Annotated in this window: 9 protein-coding genes; all 9 read left to right on the top strand. The window is 55.5% G+C overall.

The genetic code is table 11. The features are described from left to right. The first annotated feature begins 263 nt into the window (after nt 1–263). The 9 genes from JMJ16_RS18210 to JMJ16_RS56500 all read left to right on the top strand — a co-directional run bounded on the left by JMJ16_RS18210 (nt 264) and on the right by JMJ16_RS56500 (nt 13,369). Nucleotides 264–809, top strand: coding sequence for an NADPH-dependent FMN reductase (locus JMJ16_RS18210; RefSeq protein ID WP_201383759.1), 546 nt, complete (start codon nt 264–266; stop codon nt 807–809). Between the two features lie 263 nt (nt 810–1,072). Beyond that, nucleotides 1,073–2,583 (top strand): ISNCY family transposase gene (locus tag JMJ16_RS18205; protein ID WP_201386145.1). Its coding sequence is split into 2 segments (ribosomal slippage): nt 1,073–1,973 and nt 1,973–2,583, totalling 1,512 coding nucleotides; the frame shifts between segments, so codons are not numbered across the junction. Nucleotides 2,584–2,774: 191 nt separating this feature from the next. Continuing rightward, nucleotides 2,775–3,875, top strand: coding sequence for a DNA topoisomerase IB (locus JMJ16_RS18200; RefSeq protein ID WP_201383757.1), 1,101 nt, complete (start codon nt 2,775–2,777; stop codon nt 3,873–3,875). Between the two features lie 152 nt (nt 3,876–4,027). Continuing rightward, nucleotides 4,028–5,353 carry an NAD(P)/FAD-dependent oxidoreductase gene (locus JMJ16_RS18195; RefSeq protein ID WP_201383755.1) on the top strand — a complete coding sequence of 442 codons (1,326 nt, stop codon included), beginning with the start codon at nt 4,028–4,030 and terminating at the stop codon, nt 5,351–5,353. A gap of 77 nt (nt 5,354–5,430) precedes the next feature. Next, nucleotides 5,431–7,026, top strand: a complete 1,596-nt coding sequence (locus JMJ16_RS18190) for a serine/threonine-protein kinase (protein WP_201383753.1) — start codon at nt 5,431–5,433, stop codon at nt 7,024–7,026. A gap of 92 nt (nt 7,027–7,118) precedes the next feature. After that, nucleotides 7,119–7,730 (top strand): Dps family protein, encoded by a 612-nt coding sequence (locus tag JMJ16_RS18185; RefSeq protein WP_201383751.1) that lies wholly within the window; start codon nt 7,119–7,121, stop codon nt 7,728–7,730. Nucleotides 7,731–7,930: 200 nt separating this feature from the next. After that, entirely contained in the window at nt 7,931–9,238 is a 1,308-nt protein-coding gene (gene obgE / locus JMJ16_RS18180; RefSeq protein WP_201383749.1) for a GTPase ObgE, read from the top strand. Between the two features lie 235 nt (nt 9,239–9,473). Beyond that, entirely contained in the window at nt 9,474–11,060 is a 1,587-nt protein-coding gene (locus tag JMJ16_RS54455; protein ID WP_236601615.1) for a CHAT domain-containing protein, read from the top strand. 77 nt (nt 11,061–11,137) lie between these two features. Then, nucleotides 11,138–13,369, top strand: a complete 2,232-nt coding sequence (locus JMJ16_RS56500; protein ID WP_307813171.1) for a tetratricopeptide repeat protein — start codon at nt 11,138–11,140, stop codon at nt 13,367–13,369. The last annotated feature ends 59 nt before the right edge of the window (nt 13,370–13,428 follow it).

Raw genomic sequence — 13,428 nt, 5'->3', positions numbered from 1 at the left:
TAAAAGCTCATACTGCTCAAGTTGGCTAGTATATTGCGCTGCGTACGAATGGTGAAGGGATGACTTTTTGCCTATAAGCTCGGCACTTTCGTTGCTACAAGTGATAAATATGCGTTTAATAATTCGTACCCCTGAAAAATAGCGCTACATGTGCTGAGGGTGGGAGAACGTAGCAGACTGTAAATGGGCCTGTATTGTTCACAAAATTTTCGTATTAAGAAGTTAATGTTGATTTTTGCCATCTTTTTCTAAGGAGTTCTACCTTGTCTATCATTCGCATTGTTGGTTTTACCGGTAGCCTGCGCGAAGAGTCCTATAATAAAGCGGCTTTGCGAGCAGCACAGGAACTTTTGCCCGCCCAGGCCGAGCTTGAAATTCTCTCACTCTCTGATCTACCCGCTTTTACAGAGACGTATAACCCTCCCGAAAGTGTTCGCCTATTCAGCGAGCGTATTGCTCAGGCTGATGCGCTCTTGATCGCGACCCCTGAATATAAAGGTCTGCTTTCCAATGCACTTAAGAATGCCCTGAAATGGATTGCTGCCAGCGGGAATGCCGCCCTGGCCGAGAAGCCAGTTGCACTCATGGGGATTGGTCGTCAGAGAGGTCCCGCACACGTCCAGTTGCGCCAGTTGTTGGCTACACAGAAGAGCGACCTGCTGGACGAGCCTTCGCTCTACGTAGGCGAGGGGCATGCTAAGATTGATGCAGAGGGCCGCCTGGTGGATGCCGGTCTGCGCGAACAGCTTCAGCAGCTCTTGCAAACCCTGGTCGCGCGCGTCGATGACGCCAAGAGCGCCCTGGTATAGTCGCCAAAAACAGACTTTTTTCAGTTTTTACCAGGCGTCCTCAAAGGGATTTGACCGAGCGGAGCGGAGCGATAGCATTTGTCTATCGCCCGCTCTTTTTTTCTAGGATCGTAAATTGAGCTTGGAGGAAGGAGTAAACTAGAGAGAAAGAGGTGAATGAGGAGAAAGCGCAGATGAGAGGAAGAAGAGTGCCTCGTCCCCAAGCAGAGCAGCACATTCGTTTGGAGCCACAGGAGCAGCACTGTCGCTCATGCGGCCACTGGATGCCGGTCGCCTATCATGGAACACGCAAGGTGCTCACGATGCAGGGGTTCGTTCAGCTACGCATCGTCGTTCGCCGCTGCCCCAATGCAACCTGTCAGGCGTACAAACAGCCGTATCGAGCCGAAGAAGAAGGTCGGTGGGCACTTCCTCATGGGGAATGCGGTCTGGATCTGATTGCGTATGTGGGGCATCTGCGCTACCGCGATCATCGTTCAGCTCCCCATATCCAACGCCTGTTGCAGGAGCAAGGAGTGCCAGTCTGTGAGCGGACCGTCGAGCATCTGATGCACCGGTATGAGGAATTGGTGAGCCTGCATCTCTCTAGCCGACACCGGCTGCAAGCCCGCTTCGCTTCCCAAGGACGTGTGATTCTCGCCATCGATGGGTTACAGCCGGATGTGGGTCATGAGGTGCTCTGGGTCATCCGCGAGGTCCTCTCCGGAGAGATCGTGCTGGCCCGAGCGCTTCTCAGCTCAAGTCAAGAGGATCTGGCGGGTTTGCTCACCGAGGTCAAAGACCTGCTGGCTGTTCCTCTCCTGGCTGTGGTTTCTGATGGGCAGCTTTCCATTCGTCGTGCCGTCGCTTCGGCCTTTCCCGAGATACCTCATCAACTCTGCCATTTTCACTATCTGCGTGAAGCCGCCAAGCCCATTTACGAGGCAGATCGCCATGCCAAGAAGGAGCTAAAAAAGCAGGTTCGTGGGGTGCGGCCCATCGAGCGAGCCGTCGAGGGGAGAACCGATGAGGAGGCTCAGGTGATTCATGATTACTGCCTGGGGGTTCGTGCCAGCCTGACTGATGATGGAATGCCTCCGCTCTCGGCATCGGGCTTGCGTTTGCAGCAACGATTGCAAGCCATCAGCGAGTCGTTGGATCGCGTGGCTCAAAAAGGGGGCTTCCACGAGAGCTTGGACGATTGAAGCACCTGCTCGACAAGGGATTACAGGCCACGGAGGCGCTGTTTGCCGTTGTTCATCCGCTCTTTGCCCATGTCTGGGCCGTGGCCCAGGTGCTCAGCAATCACGAGCAGCAAGCAGCACAAGAGGTCCAAGAGCGCTTTGAGAGGGAACTGATGCGCATGCGAGAGGACGCGGAGCAGCATCAGGCAAGTCGAGAGGCCCTCTCGCACTTCTTGAAGGTCACTCAGAGCTATGGGCCTCATCTCTTTTGCTGCTACCAGGTGGCCGATGTTCCCAAAACCAACAATGACCTGGAACAAGCCTTTGGGGCCGTTCGTCGAGGGGAGCGCCGAGCGACTGGACGCAAAGGAGCCATTCCGGCTCTGGTAGTGCGGGGAGCCGTTCGCTTGACAGCAGCACTTGCCACCCGCTTGCATCTTTTCAGCGAGGAGGAGCTTGTTCCCTCTGATCTGGCCCGCTGGCGACAACTGCGCTCCGAAGTTTCCTCTCGTCAAGAAGCTCGCTGCAAACAGCTTCGCTTTCGCAAAGATCCTCTCGCCTACTTGGCTGCTCTGGAAAAACAACTTTCTAAGGCAAGTTTACGATCCTAGTTTTTTTGTGCTGATGATTGGCACATGCAACGCATTTTGAGTGCTTCATTCCTGACGATAATCATAGTTGTCTACTCCGCAGTTTAGCTTAGCGTGACATACATAGGGATATTTCTCCATAGCCTCGATGAGGTACGCGTAGAAGAATGTTGGCTTTCTCTCTGGATGAATGGTGAGGATGGAGCTAAGCTATGAGCATAGAACAGCAATCTCGTCAGCGGCAGGATACTTGCTTTGAGCAGCCTACGGCGGTGGAGTCGGCACATGAGGCTGGATTACGGTATGTGACTGATAGCATGCCAGGGATAACGCGCAAGCGAGCAGGGAGGCATTTTCGTTACCTGGATGCGCATGGAGAGCCTGTGCGCGATGAGAAGACGCTTGCTCGTATTCGCTCGCTGGTGCTTCCTCCTGCCTGGAAGGATGTCTGGATCTGCACGCGTCCCAATGGGCACTTACAGGCCACTGGCCGTGATGCCAAAGGGCGTAAGCAATACCGCTATCACTCACAATGGCGCGAGGTGCGTGACGCGACTAAATATGATAGCCTAGTGGCTTTTGCACATAGCCTTCCCGCGCTGCGCCAGCATCTTGAGCAAGATTTGCAGCGGCAGGGTCTGACACGAGAGAAGATCCTGGCCACGCTGGTGCGCCTGCTGGACGTGGCCTCAATTCGCATTGGCAACGAGGAGTATATGCGCTCTAATGGCTCCTTTGGCCTGACCACGATGCGCGAGGACCATGTTGATATTGAGGGCTCAACCATCCATTTCTGCTTTATTGGCAAAAGCGGCAAGAAGCTGACAATTGATGTAGAGGATCGCCAGCTAGCACGTATCGTGAAGAAATGCCGGGAGCTTCCGGGACAGGAGTTATTCCAATATGTAGACAGCGCTGGCGAGCGGCATACCCTCTCCTCTGATGATGTCAATGCCTACCTCCAGGCTGTGTGTGGACAAGCTTTTACCGCCAAAGAGTTCCGTACCTGGACGGGCACCGTTGTCGCGACCCGTGCTCTCATAGAATTGGGTCCTGCTGAAACAAAAACGCAGGAGAAAAAGAACATCGGGGAGGCTGTGGATCATGCCGCGGTCTACCTGGGCAACACCAAGGCCATATGCCGTAAATGCTATGTGCATCCAGCATTGTTCACCAGTTATAGTGATGGCTCGTTGTGGCAGGCGGTAGGCAGCTTTGAGCAGCACCATGCACAGAAACGCTTTCAGGGACTCAGTCGCGAAGAGGCCATTGTTCTGACGCTGCTGGAAGATTTCTATGGGAAGTGTGATTGATCGACGTGTGCATTGGCAGCGTCGGTCTAAGGTAGGGGCTTGCCATTGATCGTGTAAATGAGCCACAATAAAGTGTGCTGGTACACTGTGTATAGTAGCAGCGTGTCTCTATGTTGAGACAGAATTCCTAAACAAGGAGACACATAAGCAGTATGATGCAGAAACAACAGTCGGATGGCTTCTCTGTGACGACGGGGCTTCCTCGTGTCGTGATTGTTGGCGCTGGCTTTGGTGGTCTGCGCGTGGCTAGATCTCTACGCGATGCCCCGGTCCAGGTAACTGTGATTGATAAGAATAACCATCATCTCTTCCAGCCTTTACTCTACCAGGTGGCGACGGCAGGACTTTCGCCCGCCGATATCTCGGCTCCCATCCGCTCCATTTTAAAAAGCCAGCAGAATACTACGGTGTTGCTGGCAGAGGTAACGGGTGTGGATACCGAGCGCCAGTTTGTGCTTACCGCCGAGCGTGAGATCCCTTATGACTACCTGGTGATCGCGACTGGGGCGGCCCATAGTTATTTTGGCCATGACGAATGGAGCGACTGCGCGCCGGGCTTGAAGACTGTCACCGATGCCACGCATATTCGGCGCCAGATATTGCTTGCTTTTGAGGCAGCCGAGATGGAGTCGGACCCTGATCGCCAGCAGGAGTTGATGACCTTTGTGCTGGTGGGAGCTGGCCCCACGGGTGTAGAAATGTCCGGAGCGATTGCTGAGCTGGCTCATAAGGCGCTCGCGCGTGATTTTCGCCATATTGATCCCCGCTCGGCACGCGTGATCCTGGTTGAGGCCATGCCACGCATCCTGCCCGCTTTCCCTGAGAAACTGGCACAGAAGGCGCGCAAAGCCCTGAACCACCTGGGTGTCGAGGTGCGCACGAACTCACCTGTCGAAAATATTGATAGTGAGGGCGTGGTCGTCGCGGGGCAGCGAATTCCGGCGAGAAACGTCATCTGGACGGCTGGTGTGGCGGCCTCGCCCGCGGGCACGTGGTTGCAGGCCGAGGTTGACCGCGCGGGTCGTGTCAAAGTGCAGCCTGATCTCTCCGTTCCGGGGCAGCCAAATGTGTTTGTGATTGGTGACACATCCTCGCTCATGCAGAATGGCAAGCCTCTGCCTGGTGTGGCACCCGTTGCGATGCAGCAGGGAAACTATATAGGCTCATTGATCGTGAAAAAGGTGAAAGAGTCGCAAGCTTCTGAACCTGCTTTTCATTATACGAATAAAGGAAACCTGGCGACCGTGGGTCGTTCCTTTGGCATAGCCGATTTTGGCCGTGTGTGTATCTGGGGCTTTCTGGGTTGGCTTCTCTGGCTAGCTGTTCACATTTTCTTCTTGATAGGGTTCCGCAATCGCGTATTAGTCGTCTTTCAATGGGCATGGGCATACCTGACCTTCCAGCGCGGCGCGCGTCTGATTACCTATCCCCGCCCGTCTCATTCGCAACAGAAGGAACTGGTCGAAGAATTGTTGTAGCTGATCTTGCTAGCCTTACGCTTTATACATATAATAAGGAAATTGTAATTTATGCGTGAGGTGCGTGAATGAGGGATTTGCAGACAAAATTCCCGAAAGGGAAGGTTGTGCGTGATCGCTATGAAATTCAAGAGCTACTAGGGACAGGCGGCTTTGGCGCGGTATATCGTGTGCGTGATCGCCGTGGTGGGAATGTCTATGCCCTCAAAGAGCAGATAGACCCTAATCCTCAGCAGCGCGAACGTTTCGCCTTCGAGAGCCGTATCCTCGAACACCTGGATCATTACGCTCTGCCGCGTGTGTACCGCGTGTTCGAGGACGAGAAGGCACAGAGCGTGTATATGCTCATGGACTTCATCAATGGGCCGAACCTGGAGCGTTTGCGACGGCGCCAGCCCGAGGGACGCTTTACCCTTGCTCGCGTTATGGCGATGATGAAGCCTATCATTGAGGCAGTAAGTTACCTGCATCACCAGCAGTCGCCCATTATTCATCGTGATATCAAGCCATCAAATATGATTATCCCTACCTCAGGCGAGGGGGCCGTCCTGGTCGATTTTGGCATTGCCAAGACCTACGACCTGGACTCTACGACCTCAGCCGTGCGGCACTGCTCTCCTGGATATGGCTCGCCCGAGCACTATATGCGCGGTACAAACCTGCGCAGCGATATCTATGGGCTGGGCGCGACCTTCTATACCTTATTGACGGGTGAGGTTCCCATCGATGCGCTTACGCGCCTGACACGTGTGGGCAGTGGAAGTTCTGATCCCTTGGTCTCCGCACATAGCCTGGTCGAGGAGCTGCCGCAGGAGGTGAGCGATATCCTGCAAAAGGCGATGGCGCTTGACCCCGGGGACCGCTATGGCAGCGTAGAAGAGTTTTGGAATGCATTGAAAGTCTATGCGCCTGAGGTGAAGACCGAGCCTGTTGTCTACGAGATGCCTCCAGAGGCGAATGAGGCACCAGGCCCCCAGGTCGAGACGCCGCAACCGCCCCCGGTGACTCCTGCTCCACTTCCACCGCCAAGCGTTGTGGTGCAGGAGCTACCCCGGCGTCAACGCCGCTCGCGCAAAGGGCTGTTCCTACTGGTAGCCGCGCTGCTCCTGGCGTTTCTCCTGGTGGGAGGGCTGATCTGGACTGCTAATAGTGGCTTGCTTGCTGGCGTATCAACGCAGGCCAAAGTCACACCCACGTCGTCGACTGTGCACCAGCCAACGGCCAGGGCGACGCAGGCGCCGACCAGGGGGACAACGCCAACTGCTACGCCAACTGCTACGCCAACTGCCCCACCAGCCCCTCCAGTGGTACAACCGCCAGCCTCGCCACCGCGACTGGCTCAGGGCTATGGTGGCACGATTTCGGATAAATACACCGATCCGCCAACCAATTCTACGATTGCACTCTCTAATATCGCGCAAAATGGCCAGAGCTTTACTGGCTATGCCTCCTTTGGCCCGGGACTGGTTGGTAATAACAATTTTAATGGGACCATTACGCCTGATCGCAAGTTTCATTTCCTGGTTGCAAGCTATGCGGGCCTGTTGCCACTCTACTTTCAAGGCCAGGTCAATGGCGATAAATCTCTCTCGGGAACCTATTGTAGTTATCGCAATAATGCCTGTGATAACCAGAGCGGCGGCTACGGCGATTGGCACGCCTCACCTCGCTAAAGTTGTAACCTCTCTTCTGCAAAGAGCGTGTTGAGTTTTGGATACACAAAATACGACGTCGCTATCTGCTACGTAAAAGGAGTGAACGATAGATGACTACCAAGACTCACACTATGTCGAAGCAGGGGGCACAGACAATCGAGGCCCAGCCCCGCTTTAAGCAGCGTTCATACGAGATCCAACAGTATGGACAGTTGCATGCTATGCCTCTTAGCCTGCCTGAAAGTGCAATCAAGCAGAATGTTGAGTGCCTGAATCATCTGGTTGCCGATTCGATCACACTCTACAGTCTCTATAAAAAGCATCACTGGCAGATGACTGGCCCAACGTTCTACCAGTTACACTTGCTGTTAGACGAGCACGCCGAACAGATTGAGAAGACCATCGATCTGCTGGCGGAGCGCGTGCAGCAGCTGGGTGGGGTCACCATTGCCATGCCACATGATGTGGCGGAACTGACCAAGATCGAGCGGCCACCAAAGGGGGTTGAGGATGTGCCTGCGATGCTCTCGCGTCTCGTGAGTGCACATGCAACCGTCATTCAAGGTGTGCGTGAGGGCATTGAGTTAAGTGATAAAAACAAGGACTACACGACCAACGACATCCTCACCTCGGAAGTCCTGCCCTTGCAAGAGATGCAGACCTGGTTTATCTCCCAGCACCTGGTGGATACTCCATTTGCTAGCTTCAAAGAAGAGGGCTAGAGAGGTAGCTCTCTCGGCACCTGCGGTGTTAAGGGTATGGAAAGGGAGCTGGCAGAGCCAGCTCCCTTTCCATACCCTTCCTTTTCACAAAGCTACTAATGCCATAGCGTTCTCTGCCGTTCTATGGTATATTTTATTGCGCTGCTGTACAAAGATTGTTTTTTAAGAACGCATAAGAAGGATAGAGTGGGGAAGACGCCATGTTTTTTGACCATACCAAGATTTTCGTAAAGGCGGGTGATGGTGGCAACGGTTCAATGCATTTTCGCCGTGAGAAGTTTGCTCCCAATGGAGGACCTGATGGTGGCGATGGTGGCCGGGGTGGCAGTGTCTACTTTGAAGCAACCAACCAGCTAAATACGCTGATTGATTATCGTTATAAACAGAATTTTAGCGCGGAGTCCGGCGAGAGTGGCATGCGTCAAAAGATGCATGGTGCGAAAGGAAACGATGTTATCCTGAAGGTGCCCTGTGGCACAATTATTCGGAATGCCGAGACGAATGAATTGGTCGCGGACCTCGTGGAGCCAGGGCAGCAGGTAATGGTAGCTCGTGGTGGCCGTGGTGGCCTGGGAAATGTGCATTTCGCGACCTCGACGCACCAGGCTCCACGTGAAGCGCAGAAAGGCGAGCCTGGTGAGGAGCATTGGATTACGCTTGAGCTGCGCCTGATCGCCGATGTTGGCCTGGTGGGCTACCCCAATGCAGGTAAATCTACGTTGCTCTCCGTCGTAACCGCTGCGCGTCCGAAGATTGCTGACTACCCCTTTACGACCCTGGTTCCCAATCTGGGAGTCGTTGAGGTTGGACATGCCAGGCAGGGTGACGGCTTTGACTTTGTCCTGGCCGATATTCCTGGCTTGATCGAGGGCGCGGCCCAGGGCGTTGGCCTGGGACACGAGTTTCTGCGCCATGTCAAGCGTACGCGCTTGCTCATTCATATGCTGGATGGGTCCCTGGTCGAAGAGCGCGATCCCTGGGAAGATTTCGCGAAGATCAACCAGGAGCTGCGTGACTACGACGAACAGCTGGCTGCGCGGCCACAGATTGTGGTGCTGAATAAGATCGATCTGCCTGAGGCCCAGGAGTGCTGGCCCGCGCTCAAGGCTCAGGCCGAGGCTGCTGGCTATCCCGTTTTCGCCATCTCTGCGGCCACTCACCAGGGGACACAGGAACTCATGCAGTTTGCAGGCGACCGCTTGCGCGAAATCAAGCGCGAGGAAGAGGAGCTTGCCGCGGCCCAGGTGCTTTCGCTTGAGAACGCCCCCGTGTTGCGCCCACAGCCGGATGATGCCTTCTCGGTCATCAAAGATCAGGGCGTGTACGTCGTACGCGGTAAGCGTGTCGAGCGCGCGGTCAGTATGACTGATACCGAGAGCGAAGAGGGTATGGATCGCCTGGAGCGTACTCTGGAGAAAATGGGGGTAACGAAGGCCCTCGAGATCGCAGGTGTCCAGGTGGGCGATGTCGTTCGCTTCGGCAAAGTTGAACTTTTCTGGGGCGAGTAAGCATAGGTGGGGCCTTTGGTAAAAAGGCCCCATTTTTCTAGTCAAAGACAGTGCAAGCTCCTCGCTGTATGCGGCTGGGGCTGTTGAGCAAGCTAACCGCCAAGTAGAATGTAATCACTTATTCCTGAATTGTGCTATACTAACTGCGAGAGAGCGTCTTTTTAGCCATCCTGGCAGAGGTGCCGCGTAAAGCTCTACTATTTTGGAAGAAAGACCAGGGCGCCGGTTACACATTATGAGTGAAACCATTAATTTCCTATTTCAGAGTCGTGACAAGGGTCATTTTGAGCTACAGGTCAAGGAAAGCTGGTCGGGACGGACCGTACGCGGAAATTTTATTCCGCCCTATACCACCAAGCAGTTAAATCTCCTGCTGAAGAAACTGAACACGCTACAGAACAATAACACGCAGAATTTGCGCGAGATTGGCTATCGTCTCTTTCTCTCGTTATGTGGTATGGACGTTACTTCACCATTGCCGTTGAACGCCAGGCCTCACGAGGCCGAGCAATCGGTTCAGGCGCTTTTGCGTGGTGTCATCCAGCGCACGCTGCGTCGCCGTGGAACAGTGGCGCTTACCTTCTCCTTTGGGGTGGGCTGTGATGAGTTTGTGCGCTATCCCTGGGAGCTACTGCATAATGGTGACCTCTTCCTGTTGGGCTCGGGTATCTTTACGCTGACGCGTGCATTGATTGATGCCGATGATGTGGGCGGTTGCGAACTGCCTGTGCATCCACCTATGCGTGTGCTCTATATCGGGTCCTCACCCCTGGATTGTGCTCCGTTGGAGACCGAAATTAGCTTTGAGGCCCTGGAACGCGGTTTCTCACCCCTCATTGCCTCGGGGCAGGTCTTCCTTGATCGCCTGGAGCCGCCGACCTTTGATCAGCTTGTGCGCTATTTAAGCTCCTATGGTGGCGCGGGCGTCTTTGATGATAGTGATACCTCAATCCCTTGCTATATTGTCCACTTTGATGGGCATGGTGCCTATGGGCGCCTCTGTCCCAATGAGGAATGTAAGGCCGTCAATGATGCTGAGGTGCGCCGCTGCACGAACTGTGGGCAATCATTGAGCCGGGTGAATCCCCAGACCTACCTCTGTTTCTGTAATGAGGAAGGCTACAACCAGTTTATCGATGCTCAGTCTCTGCGTGATCTCTTTGTCAGCAGTGATGTGCGCCTGGCGGTTTTCTCGGCCTGTGAGACCGCTATGGTGGCGGCGGAGGGACCGCACTGTCAGAAGCGCCCCGGAGCCAATCCCGTAGATGCATCGCTGGCAACAGCCCTGGTCTCAGCCCAGGTACCAGCGGTGGTCGCGATGCCTTTCTCGCTCCAGGATGACCTGAGTCCGACCTTTATGTCGCATTTTTACGAGGCACTCGCCGATGGTCGAACACTGGAGGAGGCGCTGGCGCGGGCGCGCCAGGCCATGCTCCCCTTGCAGCAAAGCTGGTTTATCCCCGTACTCTATCGCCGGGTCACCGAGAGCGATGTCGCTCCTGTGCCTCTGCTTGTCAGTCGGGAGCAGCCAGAGGAGCATGATGCCCCCTGGCGCACCTGGGATCGTTCACAACTTTTGTGGGACGCGAGCGCGAGTTGCGTGAGCTTGATGCCCTGTTACTGGCGGTTTCGGCAAATGGAGCGAATGCCAGGACCGCGCAACGTCAACGCCATAACCCGCACCATATCGCGGTTACCGGTTCGGCTGGCATTGGCAAGAGTGCCCTGGCCCTGGAGGTGGTGCGCCGTCACCAGGATAAATTCCCTGGTGGCGTGGTCGGTGTCTCGCTTGAGGGCGGCAAGACTTTTCATGAGGCTCTGATCGAGATTATTCATTATTTGCACATCCCGACGCGCTTGCAGTCTGCCGTAGATAGCGAGCATCGTGCGCGCCTAGTGATGGGCACACTGCGCTCGCTTGCCAGTCGCGAACTTCCTTGCCTGCTTTTGCTGGATGCCTTTGAAGAGGTGTGTGATCGCAATGAACTGGAGACCTGGCTTCAATTCATCTGTGCGCTCCCTGCTGAAGTGACGGTCTTGGTGACCTCTCAGTCGAATCCAGAAAATATGCTGGCTCTGGAGAATGCGCATTGTCGCTGGTATGAGTATCGCGTGGGGAAGATGACCGATGCCGACCAGTTGCAGCTCTTTATGGAGTTGGCGCAGGCGAGTGGGCTGGACCAGCGTATCCACCTTGATGATCCCTATCAGCAGGAGATCTTACGTGAGATCTGCTCTCTGCTGGATGGCTATCCCCTTGGGGCCGAGCTGATCTTTGGCACAGCGCGCACGATTGAGGGCCAGGTGTACACACCAGAGGCCGCCACCCGCTCCCTTGAGGAGGTTCGCGATGAATTGCGCAGCTCTCCCCTGGCTGGCATCCTCACAGTCTTAGAGGTCTCTTCCAGGCGCCTGAGCGCTTCGGCCCGCCTGCTTCTTGCCTATCTCTCGGCCTTTAAGCTTCCCTTTAGCCGCGAGCAGATTGCCCTGCTTTTTCAGGATATGGTTGCTGGAACCACAGATGGGATTGCCACGCTTGCATCTGCATCCCTGGAGGACGCCACGGTAGATTCTCCTTTACAGATGCTTGTGCGCAACTGGCGTGCCTCGCGTGATGAGCTTGTGCAATCCTCGTTTGTGCAGTTTGATGGGCGTGTCTATACCATCCATCCCCAGATACGCCATTTCGCGGTTTCACAACTGCCAGGGGAGGAGCGCAGGCGCGTCCATCGCATCGTCGCATCCTACTATATGCACCTGCCCCAGCCTAGCCCCGAGGAGTGGTTCGCCGCCTTTGAGCACCTGGAGAGCGCGGGCGAGTCGCAAGATTTGCAGAACGCGGTGAGCCTGGCGGTGCGGGCCTCCTGGGCCTTATATGGGCGCGGCTACACAGCCGAGCTTCGCGCGATGTTGCAGCGAGCGGGTGTACATGCCGTGCGGTTGCACGACACGACAGGTGAGGGCAGGATACAGTGCTGTATGGGGGCGCTTATGCGCCACCTGGGGCGGTATATGGAGGCCGAAGCCTGCCTGCGTAGTAGCCTGGCGTTTCACCAGCAGAAAGGGGAGGCGCAAGACTCGGCCTGGGCGCTCTATGAACTCGCGGTCCTCTCGCGTGAGGAGGCCAACTTCGCCCAGGCCGAGGCTTATCTTGAAGAGGCGAAGGTCAACTTCGCCCAGGCTCAGGATGAACGTGGGAGCCTCTGGCTCACGCTTGTACATGGTGAGCTACAGCGCGGGTATGGCAACTACCGGCCAGCGCTAGAACTCTTTGAGCAGGCCGTCAAAGGTCTGCGCCAGCTCAAAGACCAGGAGGGGTATGCCTGGGCATTACGCGACCTGGGAGCCACAAAGGGCGCTTTGGGCTACTATACGCGTGCTCTGACCGATAATGAGGAGGCACTGCGTACGTTTGATAATCTCAATATGGTCGGCGCTCAGGCCTGGGTGCTTGCTGATCGTGGAGAGATTTATTTGCACCAGGGCAAGTTCGATGCGGCCCAACAACAGGGGCGAGAGTCGCTGCGCCTCTTTCAGGCACAATCCATGTTGCGTGGGGAGGGCTGGAGCTTACGCCTCCTGGGAAATGTAGCGCGGGCGCGTGGCGATGTAGAGCATGCGCAGTTGTACTATAACGAGGCGCTACGTATCTTTGCCTCACTGAGCGACCGTGTGGACGAGGCACGTGTTTTGAATGCCCTGGGAGCTGTTGCCTATACGCGTGGTGAATACCAGGAGGCGCAGTCCTACTATGAGCAGGCTCTGACACGTGTACAGGAGCAGAATGTCTTGTTGATTGAAGCGCAAACGTTGTGGGGGCTGGGCGATATTGCGCGCGCCTGGCGACGTTTCTCCGAGGCCGAGCACTATTATACCCGGTCTGGGCAGCTTGCGGATCGCCTGGCTTTACCCGCCATACAGTGCGCAGTTCTGCGTCGCCAGGGACTTTTATGCCAGGCCGAGGGGAAGTATCAGGAGGCCTTGCGCTACCTGGTACAAGCCCTGGCCCTCGATCAGCGCCAGGAGCATCCAGTACGCCAGGAGCTGGCGCAATGTATTCATACACTGGTGCGGGAGCAGCACCTCGACGATGAATATAGTCAGCTCAAAAGCCAGTATGCGCTTGCCTGATTGTATGTGGTGAGTAAGGGCGTGCGGTGGCGGTGTGGCACAGCCACACCGCCACCGCA

This window comes from Ktedonobacter sp. SOSP1-52 (assembly GCF_016587395.1).
This window is presented reverse-complemented; position numbering and strand designations above follow the sequence as displayed.